This is a genomic window from Gemmatimonadota bacterium (assembly GCA_016704275.1).
In the GTDB taxonomy this organism is placed as follows: Bacteria; Gemmatimonadota; Gemmatimonadetes; order Gemmatimonadales; family GWC2-71-9; genus Palsa-1233.
In genome coordinates, this window is record JADJAK010000002.1 from 624,542 (window position 1) to 643,068 (window position 18,527).

Annotated in this window: 9 protein-coding genes; 4 read left to right on the forward strand and 5 right to left on the reverse strand. The window is 68.3% G+C overall.

Translation table 11 applies throughout. The features are described from left to right. Nucleotides 1-4: 4 nt before the first annotated feature. Together IPG05_06700 and IPG05_06705 are read right to left on the reverse strand one after the other, a co-directional pair. Complete coding sequence (locus tag IPG05_06700; GenBank protein MBK6494777.1) at nucleotides 5-928, reverse strand: M28 family peptidase; 924 nt, start codon at nucleotides 926-928, stop codon at nucleotides 5-7. Continuing rightward, entirely contained in the window at nucleotides 925-6,984 is a 6,060-nt protein-coding gene (locus tag IPG05_06705; protein MBK6494778.1) for a hypothetical protein, read from the reverse strand. Before IPG05_06705 ends, IPG05_06700 begins: the two co-directional genes overlap by 4 nt. Before the next feature lie 92 nt (nucleotides 6,985-7,076). Between IPG05_06705 and IPG05_06710 the strand changes: the two genes are divergently transcribed. Both IPG05_06710 and IPG05_06715 read left to right on the forward strand, forming a co-directional pair. Then, on the forward strand, nucleotides 7,077-8,975 hold the full coding sequence (locus tag IPG05_06710; protein MBK6494779.1) for an LptF/LptG family permease: 1,899 nt from the start codon (nucleotides 7,077-7,079) through the stop codon (nucleotides 8,973-8,975). After that, nucleotides 8,972-10,066, forward strand: a complete 1,095-nt coding sequence (locus IPG05_06715; protein ID MBK6494780.1) for an LptF/LptG family permease — start codon at nucleotides 8,972-8,974, stop codon at nucleotides 10,064-10,066. The genes IPG05_06710 and IPG05_06715 overlap by 4 nt, the downstream gene beginning before the upstream one ends. 174 nt (nucleotides 10,067-10,240) lie before the next feature. On the opposite strand, the gene IPG05_06720 is transcribed toward IPG05_06715, so the two are convergent. From IPG05_06720 to IPG05_06730, 3 genes are all read right to left on the reverse strand, one after another. After that, complete coding sequence (locus IPG05_06720) at nucleotides 10,241-10,498, reverse strand: hypothetical protein (protein MBK6494781.1); 258 nt, start codon at nucleotides 10,496-10,498, stop codon at nucleotides 10,241-10,243. 143 nt (nucleotides 10,499-10,641) lie between these two features. Next, a complete protein-coding gene (locus tag IPG05_06725; protein MBK6494782.1) occupies nucleotides 10,642-13,881 on the reverse strand; it encodes a TonB-dependent receptor in 3,240 nt (1,079 codons plus the stop codon). Nucleotides 13,882-14,152: 271 nt separating this feature from the next. Then, on the reverse strand, nucleotides 14,153-15,478 hold the full coding sequence (locus IPG05_06730; GenBank protein MBK6494783.1) for an amino acid permease: 1,326 nt from the start codon (nucleotides 15,476-15,478) through the stop codon (nucleotides 14,153-14,155). 264 nt (nucleotides 15,479-15,742) lie between these two features. Here IPG05_06730 and IPG05_06735 point away from each other — a divergent pair, with 264 nt between their 5' ends. Together IPG05_06735 and IPG05_06740 are read left to right on the forward strand one after the other, a co-directional pair. After that, on the forward strand, nucleotides 15,743-16,594 hold the full coding sequence (locus tag IPG05_06735) for a protoheme IX farnesyltransferase (GenBank protein MBK6494784.1): 852 nt from the start codon (nucleotides 15,743-15,745) through the stop codon (nucleotides 16,592-16,594). After that, nucleotides 16,554-18,401, forward strand: a complete 1,848-nt coding sequence (locus IPG05_06740) for an ATP-binding cassette domain-containing protein (protein ID MBK6494785.1) — start codon at nucleotides 16,554-16,556, stop codon at nucleotides 18,399-18,401. The genes IPG05_06735 and IPG05_06740 overlap by 41 nt, the downstream gene beginning before the upstream one ends. The last annotated feature ends 126 nt before the right edge of the window (nucleotides 18,402-18,527 follow it).

The window sequence follows — 18,527 nt, forward strand, 5'->3', positions numbered from 1 at the left end:
CGCGCTATTTGCCGCCCGCCTCGGCCCGGCGGATCGTTCCGACCGCGACGTTCCCCACGGCACCCAGGCTCGCCGCCGACACCTTGTCGATGGTGTCGTCCTTGGTGTGCCAGGGCGGGTAGCTGAAGTCGATCACGTCGATGGCGCGGATGCCGGCGGCGATCAGCGGCGTATGGTCATCGGTCATCGCCTGCCCGGATTCGCGGACGAAGATGTGGCCGTACCCCATCTTCTCGGCCGTCCCCCAGACCAGGTCGACGATGTCGGGGGCGGCGATCTGCGAAAAGCCCTCGATCGGGAGGCGGAGATCCTTGTCGCCCACCATATCGAAGAGGACGGCGAAGCGCGGCTTCGCGGGCCCCGGCAGGTTCTTGGCGAAGTAGGTCGACCCGATCAGCACATCCGGACCGAGCGGCGTGGTGAAATGGCCGTAGTCCTCGCCATCGGCAAAGAGCAGGTCGACGCCCTGCGTCGGCCGCTGCTTCTTGAGCGCATCCATCACCCCGAGCAGAATCGCCACGCCTGACCCGCCATCGTTGGCGCCGGGCACCACCTGCGTGGTGTCCTTCTGCCCGGGACCGTCGGTGCGGGGGCGCGTGTCCCAGTGGGCCACGTAGAGGATCCGCTCCGTCGCCGCCGGATTGAAGCGGGCGATGACGTTGACCTGTGGGATCGAGTCGCCGGTGAGCGTCCGATGCCACCACCGTTGCACCACCACCGTGTCCGCCCCGGCGCGCGCCAGCGAGTCGAGCCAGGCCGCCATGGCCGCGTGTCCCGGCGTGCCCGGAATGCGCGGGCCGAAGGCGAGCTGCTGTTCGACGCGCGTCAGCGCTGCGGCGCCGTCGAACTCCTTCACCAGCTGCGCCTCGCTGCCATCGGCACAACCGGCGAGCAGGGCGAGCGCCGCGGGCAGGAAGCTGCGTCTCATTGGAAGTCCGCTGAAGAAAGTGGCATGCTGAAAAAGATCGAGAGCGCGAGGTTCGAACTCTTGCGCTGCAGGTGGCGGACGTCGTTGAGCGTCCACCCGACGCTGACGCCTGTCTGGATGCTGCCCCGGATGTCGGTGTTCAGGCCGCCGCGCACCTCCCACTGGCGAACGTCGGAGTAGGGCGTGCACCCCTCGCCGCTCCGCTCAAGGCAGGAGACATTGTTGAGGCGAGTCACCGTGAATGTGCTGCGCAGCGGCTTGCGCAACTGCGACAGCTTGCTCGGCAGCGCCACGGTCCAGTCGACCTGGCCGGTGTGCCGATGGTTGTTCTGCCGCGTGATGTTGCCGTTCGATTCGGTGATGCCCTTCTCGTTGCTGCTCCGTCCGACCACCACGAGGCTGCCCCGGAACGTCAGCGTGATGTTGGGGTCGAGCGAGGTCGACGAGGTGTAGATGCGGGTGCTCCCCGCCCCGGCCAGCAGCGGATTCCGCGCGTCGGCCGTCTGCTTCCGGATGTTGGTGCTGGCATTGATCAGCAGCAGCGGCCCCCGTGACATCGGGCGCGTGAAGGTGAAGGTACCGCTCGGCCACTCGGTGGTGCGGGCCGAGGTCAGCAGGAAGCCGGCCGTCTGCAGCCGCTGATAGCGGTCGCTTTCCGACTGCGCAAACTGCAGCGTGGCCGAGAAGCCCATCGGGAAATCCAGCGTGCTGGTGGCCGTGATCTCGAGCGCGTCGAGTGCCCCGGTGGCGCGGGTGCCGTTGCGGGTGAGGAAGTCGTTGAAGCCGCCGAGCCCGAGCTGGTAGTCGAGCCCGGGGTCGAAGGTCGCCAAGTCGAAGGTCGACTGCCGGGTCCGGCGGCGGGAGAACTCGATGGGACGCAACTGCCCGAACCAGCGCGAGGCTCGGCTGCTGTCGCCGAGGAGACGGCGGGCGAGCATCGACGGATCGACCGAGAGGCCGAGCTCGATGGTCCGCGAGTTGTTGACGGTCTGCGGGAGGATGTACGCCCCGGCGGTGTCACCCAGGACGCGCACCGGATTGCGCGACGTGAGCGAGCGCGAGAGCAGGAAACTGGAGGAGGTACCGAGTCGCGGCCGCAACCAGCTGGTGAACCGTGGCGTCAGGTTGACCACGCTGGAAATCGCCCGGTCGCGCTCGACGCCGACATCCATTCCGGCGAACTCGCGGCGCGACGCCCCGGCCAGGCGGCCGAGCGACGTCGAGTCGGCGTAGCGGCGGAGGTCGCGCGTGCTCTGCCAATTGCCGGTGACCGCCAGCATGCCGATCGGCTGCCAGCCGATGCTGGCATCGTTGCGCCAGAGGTGCTGGATCGCGGTGACCGGGCGGAGCAGCGTGTCGCTGGCCCGCTCGAGCGGGACACTGTACGACGTGAAGTCGCTCACGGCGCGCGACAGCGTCGAGCCGAAACGCACCGACGTCGGCCACGGCGCAATCCGGCCATTGGCGATCCCCCGCGCGGCCTCACTCTCGGCCAGCCACCTGGGCAACCGCCGTGTCAGGCCGCCGAGACCGAGTGACCGACCGCGTGACGGACTCGAGAGGAAGTAGCCGAGCGAGGCATTCCAGAGCGACGACGAGGCGTCGCTCAATTCGGTCACGGTGGAGGCGCCGGTCCGCGCCGCCGAGAAGGCCAGCGGATCGAGCAGGAGGCGCATCATCCGCGAGGTCGAGGAGGGCGCCAACCGCCGCACGCTCACGTTCCACGAGGTGAAGCTGTTCTCCGGACGGCGCAGCCCCTGAAGCGCCGCGGCCGGAATGTCGGTGCCGGTGAGCAGCTGCGGATCGACGCGCCCGGTGGCGTGGTTGATCTGGAACGGAATCGCCAGGCCGAAGCTCGCGGGGAGGAAGCGGTCGAGCTGCAGCGTCGCCACGGCCGACATCCCGCCGACGGTGCGATAGCTCGGCGTCTCGCCGATCTGGCGGAAACGACCGTCCACGTGCGTGTAGGCCAGATCGATCGTCGCCACGTCGCTCGCCTCGAGGTGGGCGCCGAGCGCCGCGGCGATGCCGGTCTCCGCCACCGGCTTGGCAATGCGGATGTCGTCGACCCAGAGTTCCGTCTCGGTGATCGGCGAGCCTGCGATGGTGCGATAGAAGCCCGCGCTGAGCTCCTGAATGGCACTCAGGTTCGGTGGCGAGACCCGGGGGTCGCGGATGTGCACCAGATAGGGCCCGTCGCAGATCACGTAGGCCGTCGGATCGCCACCGCACTCGGTGGCCCCGCTCGGCGCCTCGTTGCTGAGGACGCGCTGCTCGAGTTCGGCCCGCAGCGTGCGCCACCGCTCGAGGTCGATGATCGCCTCGGGATCCCACGTCGTGGTCCGCGCCGAGGCGCGGAAGAGATAGAAGTTCGAGGCGTCGGTGCCGACCTTCACGAAGGCCTGCAACTGGCCGTTGTCCCACCCCGGGCCACGACCGCGGAACCAGACCCGCAACTCGCGATACGCCTGCAACGTCTGCGAGCCCGCTGGGAGGCGCGTGTACGCCTCGGCACGCTCGCCGAGGCGCAGGTCACGGGCGATGATCCGCAGCGACTTTTCGTTGACCTGCTGCACCGTCGATCCGGTGTTCGCGGTGATCGTGCTCGGGCCGTTGCGCACGCCCGGCGGCGACACGTAGCCGAGCTCGATGTTCTCGGTCGAGATCGACGTGACCAGCACCTCGCCGCGCGGCTCGGCGGTGGCACCGGCCAGGTTGGCGACCGGACGATCGCTGCGGCGGATCCACGGTGCGCCGGTGAGGCGCATCCGCGCCAACCCGAAGCGCACGACCGGATCGGAGAGGCCCTGGTCGGGCGGCGTGACGAAGCCGATCCGCAGCTGCTTCACGAGGCGAAGGTCGGGCGTGCCGATGGTCGCGTCCGGAGTCCGAAGCGGAATCCGGTAGAGCGTCCAGTGCGCCGGACGGCCCGCGCCGTCCGTGACGACACGATCGCGGACCAGGTACTTCGGGTCGGCCAGGTCGACGACGAAGCGATAGACGTTGTCGTTGGCGCCGAGCGCGTCGAGGACGAGGTCGTCGTCGAGGTCCTCGCCATCGAGGCCGCCATTGCCGTTCGAGCAGCGCGCGCCGAGGTCGCCCCAGGGATAGACCGCCACTTCGTTGGAGAGCCGTTGCGAACAGAGCGCGAGCTTCTCGACCAGCTCGCCGCCCGGCCCGCGCAAGGTGTCGGGTCGGTCGCCAAGGATGCCGATGTCGTCGGTGCGCGCGTTGAACGAGCCGAACGGTGAGCGCTCGGTGTTGAGCTTGCCGACTCCGACATACTGGCGCCCGATGAAGGTCGTGTCGGCACCGTTGACCGTGAATGACTCCGGCGCGAGCGACACCCCGTCCTCGCTCACGTTGCCGAAGTCGAGCACGAGCCGCATCCCGGACGTCCGCGTCGGGCGGGTCTCCCCCTCGTACACCCAGAACTCCAGCGCCTCGTTGCGCGAGATGTCGAGCCCCGTCGGCGAGAGCGACGTCGTCAGCGTCCGCCACCGCGGTCGGAAGTCCCGGCGCGGCTGGCTCCAATGCGCCTTGTTCGAAAAGTCGACCTTGCCACCCGCCGTGTCGGCGTGCAGCGTCATGTAGAGCACCGTTTCCAGGGCGCGCACCCGCGACGAGGTCGTCGCGATCAGCGTGTCGATGTCCTGCGGCCCGATCTCGACCGCGCCGCCCTTGCCGTCGGGAATCAGATTCTGCCAGATGATCTGCACCGCGTCGGCGACGTCGAACGACTGACCGAGCCCGAGGCCGTCGAGGCCGGCCACGCTCTTCGGTCGCGACCCGGGCACCCAGGCCAATTCGCCCAGCAGGAGCTGCCGCGCGCCGTCGTTCTCGAACTCCTCGAGGAAGGCCTCGCCCGACCGATTGGGATCGGGCCGCGAGAAGGCGAGTTCGGCGGTGAGCGAGAGCGACGACGGAGCGGTGCCGTTCCGCCGCGTGAGGCGATTCATGAACCGGCTCACCGAGGGAACGTTGAAACGGAAGTCGGCGACCGCGCCGCCGATCAGCGAGGCGGTCGGCTCGAAGCCGAGCGGCGGCCGGTTGTAGGCGGTGGCCTCGGCCTGATAGAGGCCGAGCGCCTCCACGGTGCCGAAGCGACCGACCTGCCACTTGGCGGTCAGGCCGGCGATGGTCGTCGGGGCCACGGCGAAGAACGCCCGCTCCTCAAAGCGCGCGGTCACCGTGGACTGCCGCGACCCGAAGAGCGCATCGGGATTGAGGAAGGAGACCTTGCCGGTCTGATATTCGATGCTGTAGTCGACGCCGCGCTCGAGGGTGCGGCCGTCGACCGTCAGCTCCTCGCTCTCCTCGCGCAGCTGCACGGCGCCGAGCATCAGGAAGCCGCGATCCTCGCCACCGCGCGCGTCGTACTGCAGTCGCACCTCGAACTTCGACGGCGGGCCCTGGGAGTAGAGGAGATACTCGGGCGTCCGATAGAGCGAGTCGTTCCGCTCCGACGTGGTGAGTCGCGGGTCGGCGAACGGCTGGGCACTCGGGAAGATCATGAAGACGTCGCGAATCACCTGATCCGCGCCGGGGTCGCGCAGTCGCGGGAAGAGGCGATTGTCGGTGTCGAGCAGCGCCTGATCGGTCGGAAACGCCATGCCGAGCAGCGCGAGGTAGGTCCCCGTGCCGCCGATCGGCCGCTCGGAGCGCGACACGGTCAACGACGCCTTGGTCGAGGCACGGACCAGGTCGCCACCGGCGACGCGATAGACCTGTCGCATGGCGTGGAAGAAGACTGGCGAAGCCGTGGTCCGATTGGGTGCGCTCACCAGGACGAGTTGATCGCCGCGCGCCGGATTGTCATCACTCGGGAAGGTGCCGACGACGCCGCCATTGGCGGTGCGGTACGAGACCGCGAGGAAATCGCTCGGCCCGATGCGCGACGCGAGCACGAACCAGAGCCCAGACGGATCGGCCCAGAAGTCCTTGCCGGCCACCAGCGGCTTCCAGCGGAAGGGCCCGGCCTGCTCGCTGCCATTGATGCCGGTGGCAGTGATGCCATCGTACTGTCCACCCTCGCCGAGGGCGGTGGGGACGTACTGATAGACACGGAGCTCGACGGGCCGTTCGGACGGGGGAACGGGGAGGTCGGCGACGTTCAGGATGTCGATCGACGGCCACCCCGGCAGCGTGCGGGGATCGATCGTCCAAAAGAAGCGGCCACCCTCGAAGTCGAGGTCACGCGCCTTGCGATCCTGCGGTTGCACCGTCTCGCTGCCGATGACGTAGCTGCGGTTGGCGACGTTGCTCCCCTTCTGGGTCGCGGCGATCGCCTGCAGCTCGAGCGGCCCCACCTCGAAGGTGGCGTTGACGCCGAAGTTGTTCGCCGGAATCCCGGCGGTGAGATAGCGCGACCGCGGCGCGCGGAAGGTCGTGGTGCCGACCTCGATCCGCTTCACCACTTCGTCGGGCAGGCCCTGGTACCAGGCGCGGATGACGTTCTGGTTGCTGCCGTAGTCCGCTTGCGTATTGATGTTGAAATCGAGGAAGAAGCGCTGACCGATGGCACCGCGCGCCTCGAAGTTCAGGATGTTGTCGATCTTCGGCGCCGTGAAGCCGCCGCGACACCCCGAGAGCGGGTCCTGCAGCAGCAACGGCGTGCAGGCGAGGTTCCGCTGCCGCGACGTGGCCACTTCAAGGCGCAGGTCGCCATTGAAGGTGATGTCGGCGACTTGCCGACGAAGCCCGAAGAGTCCGCGGTCGCTGGCGAGCCGGCCGGTGCTGTCGCGCGTGTCCAGCACCGCGAGGAGCCGCTCGGTGGCCGTCTGCCGGGAGCGGACCGACAGCCGCCCTGCCAGCGTCGAGTCGAAGGTCGCGCGCATCGACCAGGGCGTCAGGCTGCCGGGCACCACCCAGGGCGCGCGCAGGATCGAAGCGCGCACCAGCGTGTCGATGACGGCGGCCGGCGGCACGCGAAAGGTCAGCGGCTGCCGGACGGTGTCCGCGGCGACGGCGGGGAGAGTCGGGGCCGGCTCCTGCGCTGCCAGGGCGATCGGCAGCAGGGCCAGCAGCGTAAGCAGCGCGATCGGCGTGGGTGGCACCGCGATTGGGGGGACTGAGCGATTAGCTTGGAGACCGACCAGAAAACTACGCCCCTCCCGCGGGGCGCCACAACCACGCCCACGACATCCGCATGCGCCTCCTCTCGCGTCACATCCTGCGTTCCCTTGCCGCCCCGTTCGGGTGGGGGGTCGTGGCGTTGACGGGGATGCTGTTGCTGAACCAGCTCTACAGCCTGATCGACCGATTCGGCGGGAAGGGCCTTCCCTTTTCCGTCATGGGAGAGGCCATTCTCCTCGCCCTCCCCGCCCTGCTGACCCTGACCCTGCCGATGTCGGTCCTGACCTCGGCACTCTATGCCTACGGCCAGCTCGCCGCCGATCTCGAGATGGTCGCGATGTACGCCAACGGCGTCTCGGTGTGGCGCATGGCGCGGCCGGCGCTGCTCGCCGCCTGCGTCATCTCGGGGATCAACTTCCTGGTGTTCGACCAGGTCGTTCCGCGAAGCAACGCTCGTTTCACGACGTTGCAGCAGGATGTCGTCCAGAAGCTGCCGACGCTCACCCTCCGTCCGCAGGTGCTCAATCCGCTGCCGAACCAGTATGTGCTGCGCGCCGCCGAGATCGACCCGGTTTCCGGGGCGCTGACGGATGTGACCATCTACGACCTCTCCTCCTATCAGGGGTCACGGGTCATCCGCGCCGCACGCGGCGTGATGGGCGAGGCGCCGAACCGCACCGACCTGGTGCTGACGCTGTACGACGGCGTGGCGACGGAAGTGAAGTCGATCGAACCGGGGCGGCTGGAGCGGACGACCTTCGCGGTGAATCGCGTCCGCGTCCCGGGCGTGGCCAATCAGTTGACCCGGAGCACCAACCAGTGGGACCGGAGCGACCGCGAACTCACCGGCTGCGAGCTGTTGATGGGGATCGACTCGGCGGCGTGGTACCGAAAGGAGGGGAAGAGCGAGCGCGAGGTGCTCACGCGCCGCGACCTGCGCCGCCTCGCCGGGTTGCCGGCGCTGCCTCCCCCGGCCATCCGCCAGATGCCGGCGCTGCCGACCCGCTGCGCCGCGTATCGGCCGGTCGAGCGGTGGTTCGAGCGGCTGATCCTGGGGAGGGAGGACACGGCGTTCACACCGCCGGTGCTGCCGCCTCCGGCGCCAACGGTTACCGCGGAGTCCATCAAGACGGTCGACAGCTTCCGCCCGTCGCTGCCGGTCATGCCCGCGCCGGGTGGCCCCGTGGTCACCCCGGCGACGCCGCCTCCCGGCGTGATCTACCGCCTCCCGGGGCAGCCCGCGCCGGGGAGCGCGCCGACCGATTCGGCGGTGAAGCAGGACTCGACGGCCCCCAAGGTGGTGGATTCCGTGACCGCCCCGGTGCTGAAGCCGCGGCCGGCGTCGCTTCCCCCCGAAACGACGGCCACGGTGGTACCGGCACCGGTCGTCGCGCCGCCGACGATCACCGCGACCACCGCGACCGCCGACGGGGCGCCGGCACCGCTGGTCGATGGGGGCGTGGCGGGGCAGGCCGCCGTCAACGCCCCACAGCAAGGCTTCCTGGTGCCGCCGACCGAGGTCGCACCCGTCACCGGTCTTGCCTCGACCATCGTCGACGTCAACAGCGCCCGCTACCAGGACGAGCGCAACCTGAAGACGACACGGGAGTTCGGCGTCGAGTACCACAAGAAGTTCGCGATCCCGCTCTCGGCCTTCGGCTTCGTGCTCGTGGCGATGGCACTCGCGCTCAAGTATCCGCGCAGCGGCATCGGCCTCGTCATCGGCGGCTCGCTGCTGATCTTCCTCGGATTCTACGTCCTGCTGATCGGCGGCGAGAACCTCGCCAACGTCGGCTACATCTCGCCGGCGATGGCGATGTACGCCCCCTTGGTGATCTTCACCCTGCTCGGGCTGGTGATGGTGGCATCGGCCAACCGCGAGATGGGAACGTCGCGCACCAGCGGCATCCTGCAGGCGATCGGCGAAGCGGTGCAGTCGCTGCTTCGCCGCCGTCGACCGGAGGCGGCGTGAAGCTGCTCGGCACCCTCGACCGTTACGTCCTCCGGCAATGGCTGGGGACCTTCCTCCTCTCGGCGATCGGCATTCCGCTCGTCGCGGTGCTGATCAATCTCTCCGAGCGCTTCGGCCCGCTCACCCGCAAGGGCGTCCCGGTCCCCGACATCCTCCTCGGCGAGCTCTACTTCCTGCCGTACCAGATGACCACGCTGCTGCCGGCGGCGGTCCTCTTCGCGACGGTCTTCACGCTGAACGGGATGGGGCGCTACAGCGAGCTCACCGCGGTGAAGGCGGGCGGGGTGTCGTTCTGGCGGCTGATCCTCCCGATGATCCTGCTCGCCACGCTCGCCGTACCGGCGAACTTTGCGCTGCAGGAGGCGGCCGCCACCTCGTCGTCGCGGCAGAAGGAGTTGCACCAGGAGCGGCTCAACTCGTCGTCGGCGCTTGGTCGCTACAACTTCGCCTTCATCTCGACCAGCGGCTGGACCTACGCGATCCACGAGCTGCAGCGGAAGGAGGGCGTCATGCTCGGCGTCCTGCTCACCCCGCCGCAGGCGGCACCGGGGCAGCCGGAGGGGTGGATCATCAGCGCCGACTCCGCCCGCTGGAGCAAGCGCCGGCAGCTCTGGGTGCTCCATCAGGGCGCGATGTACCAGGTGGGCGACAGCGGCCAGCGCGTCGAGACGGTGCGCTTCACGTCGCTCCGGCTCAAGACGATGCGCGAGACGCCGACGATGCTGCTCGACGAAGGGAAGAAGGGCGAAGAGATGCGGATCGGCGAATTCCGCGACTACCTCGACCTGCTCGAACGGAGCGGCACCAAACCGGGGATGCTCGCCGTCGACTATCGGCTCAAGTTCGCGCTGCCGTTCGCCTGCCTGATCGTCGCCCTCTTCGGCGCGCCCCTGGCCGTGACCAACCCGCGCGCCGGCGCCGCCCTCGGCCTCGCGATCGCGCTCGGCACCACGCTGGTCTACCTCACCGGCACGCAGATCATGAAGGCAATCGGCGGCAAGGACTACGTCGATCCCACCGTGGCCGCGTGGGCGATGAACGGGGTGTTCCTGGTGCTGGCGCTGGGGTTGTTGCGGAAGGTGAGAAGCTAGCGAACGGCGAACGGCGAACGGCGAACAGCGAACGGTGGTGAGGGGTGAGGGGTGAGGGGTGTGTCATCCTGAGCGAAGCCCGCGAAGCGGGCGCAGTCGAAGGACCCCTTTCCAGTGCGAGAGGTCCTTCGACTACGCAGCCCTCCGGGCTGCTTCGCTCAGGATGACAACTTCCTAGGCGATCGCCGTTCGCCGCTTCATCGCCACGCACAGCTCCGCCTCCACTGCCAGGGCGAACCCCCGCGCGGCAGCCTCATCGCGTGCGCGCACGGCCAACGTGACCTCGTCATCCGAGCAGGCCACTGTCTCGAGGGCGATGCCGGGCCAATCGATCAGCACCGAACAGATCCTGGCGCGAAGCCAGATGGCGTCGTGCGCCGTGGCCGCGCGTCCACGGTGGGGCGGGCGCCAGCGATGGTGCACCAGCGGCATGCGGGCTCCGTGGCGAGGGGTGCCCCACGGAACGGCACCGGCCTCAACTGCCCCTCAACGGACGCACGACATTCCCGAACGCCACAAGCCCCCGGACGCCGAAGCGCCCGGGGGCCTGTGGTCCTGCGGAACCGATTACCTGATCAGAAGGCGTACCGCAGGGAGACCTGACCCTGCCAGTACGACACCGAGTTGAGCGCCTTCGGATAGCGGAAGGTCCGGTCGCCGATGCGGGTGTCCATCTGCACCGTCGGGCGACCATCGGCCGTCTGGCCGGTGACCGTCAGCAGCGAGACCTGGGGGAAGCGGTTGTTCTGCTTGTACTGGCCCCAGTCCTGGTTGAGGAAGTTCAGGAAGTTGAAGATGTCCGCCTGCAGCGTCAGCTTCTGCCCCCGCATGCCCGGCAACGACTGGCGCACCGAGAGGTCGAGCTGGTTGAACCAGGGGTTGCGGCAGGTGTTGCGGCCCATGATTTCGCCCTTCTGCTTGGCGATGCACGGCTCGTCCTTGAGCAGCGCATCATACGCCGCCGCCTGCTGCGCCGCGGTAAAGGTGCCGTTCTGCACGAACGCCATCTGCGCACTGCTCGGCGCGATGTAGATCGGGTCGTTCGTGGCCACGCCGTCCGCGTTGCGGTCGCCGCGATTGTTCGCCCCGGAGTAGGTGTACGTGAAGTTCGTCCCCGACTGGCCGATGTAGATGAACGAGATGTCGGTCGGGAAGTTCTTCCACGGCGCCGTGTAGGTCATCGAGGCCGTGATGCGGTGCGGACGGTCGAAGGACGAGGGATCGACCTGCGTGTCGAGCTGGTTGCCGGCCTGGGTGCGACCGTTCTGGTAGACCGAGCGGGCGACCGACGACGTGAAGTCCGCGACCGAGTACGAGCGCTGGTACGAGTAGAACGCGCTCGCCTCGAACGAACCGGCAAACCGCTTCGCGAGGCCGGCGGTCACGCCGTACGAGTAGTCGCCCTTGGAGTTGGTGAGGTCATAGACGCCGCCACCCGAGGTGCCGCCATACTTGGAGCCGTGCTTCGCGATGGTGGTCGGCTGCCCGGTGGTTGCGTTGAGTGTGCCGTACATCACGCGGCCGTTCGCGTCGGTCGTGGTCGGGTCGGCCAGCTCGAGGTTCACCATGAACGGCGACTTGAGCGCGTAGGTGTAGACGGCATCCATGGTGCCCGTCAGGCCCCAGGGCAGCTTGCGGTCGAAGCCGAGCGTGGCGCGGACGACCTGCGGCTGCTTGTAGTTCGGGTCGGCGGTGTTGATGGTGCCGATGGTGCTGCCGACGCCCGGTCCCGAGCCGTTGGAACAGGTCTGCGGGGCATTCAGGATGTTCTCCGGCGTGAACGCCGGCACAATGGCCTGCGGGCAGGTGAACTGGGCGATGCCGCTGTTGCCGTTGGCGGTGTAGAGGTTCGACATCCAGACGTACGACGGCGTGCCAGAGAAGAAGCCGACGCCGCCGCGGACCTGCGTCCGCCCGTTCGAGCCGCCCGGAGTGAAGTTGAAGCCGAGGCGCGGGTTGATGTTGGTGTTGGTCGGGATCTCATCGGTCTTGCGCCCGAAGTCCGTGAAGGCATCCGCGAGCACGGTCGGCTTGTCCTTGAAGCGCGGCACTTCCGCACGGACGCCGTAGGTCAGCGTCAGCGCCGGATTCACCGTCCACTGGTCCTGCAGGTAGAACGACAGGTTCGACGTCGTGAAGCGGGCGATCGGGTCGCCGCGGCCGACGCCGACGCCGTACGCGAAGGCCGTCCCGGCCTCGAGCGCTTCCATCGACTCGAAGCGCCACGAGCCGAAGGCGTTCTGCCAGAAGGCGTTGCGGATCTTGTACACCTCGGCGCGCGCACCGAGCGTGACCAAGTGCCCATTGCCGAGCGGCATGGTGAGGTCGTTGCGGAACTCGAGCACGTCCTGGTCCAGCTGGTTGATGTGCGAGTTCGAGTCCGGGCCGGCGCGGAGCGCCACCAGGGTGCCCGCCACAAGCGGCGACGGGACGTTGCTGACGGTCACCTGCGGACCGATGTTGTCGAACACGCGAGCGAAGCGCTGGCGGATCACGCCGAGCTGCAATTCGTTGGTCGCGCCGTTGTTGAAGTTCGAGAAGAACTGGCCCGTGATCGACGACGACCACTCGTCGCGCTTGAAGCGGTTCGACGAGAGCGTGAACGTCGACGTGGAGCGCGAGAAATCGTCACCCTGCGACTTGTTGTAGATGCCGCGGAGCACGACGCGGTTCTTCGACGACACCGCCCAGTCGAGGCGGCCGACGAGGTTGGTGATCGGGTTCTTGTTGAACTCCTGCCCGCCCGAACCACCGTCGATGCCATACTGTGCCAGCGCCGCGTTGAAGCGGTCCACCAGCGCCTGGTCGACGCGCAGCTGCTGCGCGGCGTCCTGCGGCTGGCCGATGTACGGGCCGAAGGCCGGCTGGTTGGCCGACGTCCCTTCCGCCGCGGCGAAGAAGTGGAGCTTGTCCTTGATGATCGGGCCACCCAGCGAGCCGCCGTACTGGCGGCGCAGGAACTTCGCACCCGAGTAGAGCGGAACGTTCGGCACCAGGTCCTGGTTCCGGGTGGTGTAGAAGCCGGTGCCCGCGAACTTGTTGGTGCCGTTCTTGGTCACGGCGCTGATCAAGCCGCCGGTGAAGCCGCCCAGGGTCACGTTGTACGGCGAGACGACGACCTGATACTCCTTGACCGCTTCGAGCGAGATGCCGCGGCCGTTGGCCTGGCCACCGAGCTCGCCGGTGTCGGAGAGGCCGAACTTGTCGTTCTGCGTCGTGCCGTCGACCTGGATCGCGTTGTAGCGATAGTTCTGGCCGGCGATCGAGACTTCACCCGCGTTGGCGGGCGCCGGGTTGGTCACCACCTGCGGCGTCAACCGGACGAAGTCCTGCAGCAGCCGATTCAGCGTCGGCAGGCGCCGCACCGAGGAGTCGGAGATGAAGGTCTGCGCCCCGGTCCGCGTCGGGGCGAACTCGGAGCTGGCGGCCGCGGCCGTGGTGACGATTTCCTGCAGCGTCACCGCCTGGCGCCCCATCGTGAAGTCGGCACGGGCCGTCTGCGACAGGAGCACCCGGACCCCTTCGCGGGCCTGCGGGCCGAAGCCGATCGCGGCCACCGCGACACGGTAGGTCCCGGTCTCGAGACCGGAGACGACATAGCGACCGTTCTCGCGCGTCGTCGTGATGCGGGAGAAGCCGGTCGACGGGCTGGTGATCCGGACCGTCGCGCCAGCCAGCACGCCGCCAGCCGAGTCCATCACCGTACCGGCAATACCGCCCGTCGTGACACCCTGCGCGCGGCCGACCGTCGGCAGCGCCAGCATGGCGACGATCGCGCTCGACACTGCCAGTGTCAAACGAAGAAAGCGTTGCATCGTTGCTCCTGAAGAATTGCGGATGAGAGGGGCCGCGACAGGGGTCTGGGTCAGGGACCTGACACCCCCAAAAGCGGCAGGCGAAATGTCGTTCCCGATCGGAAGTCGCGCAAGCAAGCCCCCCCAAGGGGGGGTCACGGGTCAGTCACAAGAGTGAATTCTTATTGGGGGGAGGGGGGGGAAGTGACCAGTGACCTGTGACCTGTGACCCGTGACCCGTTGGGGGGACCCCCTGGTTACGGGTCACTGGTTACGGGTCACTGGTTACGGGTCACTGGTCCCTCTTCCCTCCAAACCGCCGCCACACGAAATACACCGGCACCCCCACCAAAATGATCCCGAAGGTCACCCCATTCTGGGCCGGGTTCGACAGCAGGGCATTGGCCACCATCCCGAGCGAGGCCAGCAGGAAGATGGCGGGCGTCAGCGGGTAGCCCAGGGTCCGGTAGGGCCGCTCCACGTCCGGGCTCCGCTTCCGGAGCACGAAGACCCCGGCGACCGCCATGGCGTAGAAGGGCCACGACCCCAGGACGAAGCGGTCGGCCAGCTCGGCAAAGGAGTTCTGCATGACGTAGGCGACGCCAAGGGCCGCCGTCAGCCAGATCGCCACCGACGGGGTCTGGAAGCGGGGGGAGACCCGGGCAATCACCGGGAAGATCAGCTTCTGCTCGCTCATGGCGAAGAAGATCCGCGGGCCGGTCATCACCGAGCCGTTGACCGAGCCGAAGCAGGAGATCATCACCACCCCGGAGATGATCGCCGCCCCGGCGCCCCCAAAGAGCGCGATGCGGCTGGCCGTCTCGGACGCCACCCGCTGGATCGTGGCCATCTCGGCGGCCGGGATCATGTAGAGGTAGGCGGCGTTCACGAAGAGGTAGATCGCCACGATCGCCACCGTCCCGAGGATCAGCGCCTTCGGGAGGTTCCGCCCCGGCTCCTTCACCTCGCCCCCGATGAACGAGAGGTTCGACCAGCCGTCGTAGGTCCACATGATCGGCACCAGCGCCGTCAGCATGGTGGAGAGGGTCACCGTGGCGGCCGGCGAGGGGGTCACGAAGTTCGCCGTGGTCCCGCCGCCGACCGCGAAGGCAAAGAGCCCCAGCCCCAGCATGGCGCCGTATTTGAGAATGGTGGTGACGTTCATCAGGAGCGACGCCAGCCCCACCCCCAGGTAGTTGAGCAGGGCGATCACCAGGATCACCCCCGAGGCCACCAGGCGCTCCTGCTGGTCGGTGAGCGGGAAGAACTCCCCCAGGTAGGTGGCGAAGACCAGCGAGATCCCGCCGATCGCCGCGGCGCGGATCACCGTCAGCTCGGCCCAGCCATAGAGGAAGGCCGGTAGCGGGCCGAACGCCTCGAGGATGTAGGCAAAGATCCCCCCCGACCGCGGGTAGGCCGCCGCCAGTTCGGCGATCGTCAACGCCCCGGTCAGGGTGACGATGCCACCCACCACCCAGATGAGCAGCATCGCCTGCGGATCGCCCAGGGCGGCCGCGACTTCCCGGGGGACGCGGAAGATCCCGCTTCCGATCGTCGTCCCCACCAGGACGGCGGCGGCACTCCAGAGGCCAAGATGACGCGGGAGGCGCTCGTCCATGGGGGAATTCCTTGAGGGGGGTCCGACGGCGGGGTAGATTGCCCGCTTGGAAAACTGACACCATGAGGCCGTCGCGCCTAGGGGCGACGACCGTGAGGAACAATAGATCCATGACTGACGCTGCCCCCAACGCCGTGGCCCTGCCCCAGCCCTCCCTGCTGGCGGACCTGGTCACCCTGACCAAGCCGCGGATCATCTCGCTTCTGCTGGTCACCACCATCGCCCCGATGTTCATCACCCCCGCTGGCATGCCCGGGGCTGGGGTTGATCGGTTGGGTGACGTTGGCGGGCTATCTGATGGCCGGCGGCGCCAACGCGATCAACATGTGGTTCGATCGGGACATCGACGACCGGATGACGCGCACCAAGCTGCGCCCCGTCCCGTCCGGGCGGATGCCGGCCAACGCCGCCCTCCTCTTCGGCATCACCCTCGGCGCCGTCGCGTTCACGCTCTTCTGGACCTTCGTGAATCCGCTGTCGGCGTGGCTCGCGCTGGCGGGGCTGCTCTTCTACGTCTTCATCTACACCGTGTGGCTCAAGCGATCGTCGCCGCAGAACATCGTGATCGGTGGTGCCGCCGGCGCCTTCCCGCCGGTGGTCGGCTGGGCCGCGATGACCGGCTCGGTGGACCTCGGCGCGCTCTACCTCTTCGCGATCGTCTTCTACTGGACCCCGCCGCATTTCTGGGCGCTGGCCCTCAACAAGCAGCGCGACTACGGCAACGCCGGGATCCCGATGATGCCGAATGTGCACGGCGTCCCCGAGACCAAGCGGCAGATGCTGCTTTACACCCTGATGCTGATCCCCTTCACGCTGATGCCGGCCGTGGTGGGCATCCAGGGGCTCTTCTACGGCGTGGCCGCCACCCTGCTCGGCGCTCGCTTCCTCCAGCTCTGCTGGGTGATCGCCAAGGAAGACGGCGTCACCCCGACGACCTGGCGCCTCTACAAGTATTCGCTCTCCTACCTGGCGCTGCTCTTCGTCGCCATGGCCGTCGATCGCTGGGTGCCGTTTGGCCACCGTGCGATCCAGGCACAGGAGATCCAGCTCGGCAGTGCCACGTCACTGACTCCCGATGCCGCAGCCGCGGCGTCCGGCGCCCACACCGACCACTGAGCTGAGCGCCCCGCGGAAGCGCCCCCCCTCGCCCAGGCCGCTCCTCCGGCTCTGGCCGAGGGTGCGGCCCTATCGCCGCGGGTTGTTGATTGCCGCCATCACGCTGCTGCTGTCGTCGTGTCTGGCGCTCTCCTTCCCGCTGGTGGTGCGCTACCTCCTCGACGCCGCCTTCGAACGCCACGATCGCCACCTGCTCGACCAGATCGCCCTCGGCCTCCTCGCCATCTTCGCCACGACCGCCGTCCTCAACTACATCCAGACCTACTTCCTCTCTGCCACCGGCGAACGCGCCGTGGCGGGGCTGCGGCGTGAGCTGTTCGGGAAGCTGCTGGAGATGCCGCCCGGCTTCTTCGCCGATCGCCGTACCGGCGAGCTCACATCGCGCCTGACCGTCGACATCGGGCTGCTGCAGGGGATTCTCTCGCACCAGCTCGCCGACTTCACCCGGCAATTGCTGGCGCTGGTCGGTGGCGTGGTCATCCTCACCTGGATGCAGCCGAAGCTGATGCTGACGGCCGTCGGCGTGGTGCCGATCGTGGCGCTCTCGGCGCTGATCTTCGGCAAACGGCTGAAGTCGATCACCACGTCGGTGCAGGACCAGCTGGCCGACTCGACTGCGCTCGCCGAGGAGGCGTTCGGCCAGATCCGGGTGGTGCAGGGTTTTGCGCAGGAGCCGTACGAACGTGAGCGTTTTGCCACACGAGTGGGGCGGGTGGTGACGGCGTCGCTGCACCGCGCCCGGGTCCGCGCCACCTTCTTCGGGGTGATCACCTTCACCACCTTCTCGGCGGTGACGGCGGTGCTCTGGATGGGTGGGAGGCTGGTGCTCTCCGGCCAGCTCACCCCCGGCCAGATGGTCTCCTTCCTCCTCTACACGGTGAGCATCGCCGCCGCCTTCGGCGCCCTGGCGACCTTCTTCTCGGCGTACCAGGAAGCGGTGGGCGCGGCCCAGCGGGTCTTCGAACTACTCGAGACCGTCTCGCCGGTCGCCGACCCCGCCATCCCGGTGCCGCTGCCCCACCCGGTGCGCGGCGAGGTGACCTTCGACGACGTCACCTTTGCCTATCGGACCGACACGGCCGAGCCGACCATCCAGGGGCTGACACTACGGATCGCCCCGGGCGAAGTCGTGGCCGTGGTGGGCCCCTCTGGCGCCGGGAAGACGACGCTGGCCTCGCTGCTGCCCCGCTTCTGGGACGTCGACCAGGGGGCGATCCGGCTCGATGGGATCGACATTCGGGACCTCACGCTCGCCGACCTGCGGCACGCCATCGGGATCGTGCCGCAGGAGCCGGCGCTCTTCAGTGGCACCGTGCGCGAGAACATCGCCTATGCCCGCCCCGATGCCTCGGCAGCGGACGTCGAGGCGGCGGCGCAGGTTGCCAATGCGCACGAGTTCATCGTGCAGTTGCCGGAGCAGTACGAGACCGTGGTGGGGGAGCGCGGCGTCAAGCTCTCCGGCGGTCAGCGGCAGCGGATCGCGATTGCCCGTGCCGTGCTGAAGGACCCGGCGGTGCTGGTGCTCGACGAGGCAACGTCTTCGCTCGACAATGAGAGCGAGCGGCTGGTCGAGATGGCGCTGGAGCGGCTGCTGGTGGGGCGGACCACACTGATCATCGCGCACCGCCTCAGCACGGTGCAGCGCGCCGACCGGCTGGTGGTGCTCGATGCCGGCAAGATCGTCGAGGAGGGGACGCACGCCGAGCTGCTGCGGCGCGGCGGCATTTACGCGCGGCTCTTCCAGATGCAGTGGCGCGGCGGGGAGAACCTGGCGGAGGCGTTGGCGGCGTTGAAGCAGCAGGGCTGATTGCGATAGGGATGTCTTACAGCCGCGCATGTCAATGCGCGGCAATCGTCGCGTATGGGCCGCGCATTGACATGCGCGGCTGTAAAGGTTCAATGCGGCAATCGTCGCGTATGGGGCCGCGCATTG

Bases quoted from the DNA above. Each gene is read 5' to 3' on its own strand.
- IPG05_06700 (MBK6494777.1), bottom strand. From the start codon at position 928: ATGAGACGCAGCTTCCTGCCCGCGGCGCTCGCCCTGCTCGCCGGTTGT.
- IPG05_06710 (MBK6494779.1), top strand. From the start codon at position 7,077: ATGCGCCTCCTCTCGCGTCACATCCTGCGTTCCCTTGCCGCCCCGTTC.
- IPG05_06720 (MBK6494781.1), bottom strand. From the start codon at position 10,498: ATGCCGCTGGTGCACCATCGCTGGCGCCCGCCCCACCGTGGACGCGCG.
- IPG05_06725 (MBK6494782.1), bottom strand. From the start codon at position 13,881: ATGCAACGCTTTCTTCGTTTGACACTGGCAGTGTCGAGCGCGATCGTC.
- IPG05_06730 (MBK6494783.1), bottom strand. From the start codon at position 15,478: ATGGACGAGCGCCTCCCGCGTCATCTTGGCCTCTGGAGTGCCGCCGCC.
- IPG05_06740 (MBK6494785.1), top strand. From the start codon at position 16,554: ATGCCGCAGCCGCGGCGTCCGGCGCCCACACCGACCACTGAGCTGAGC.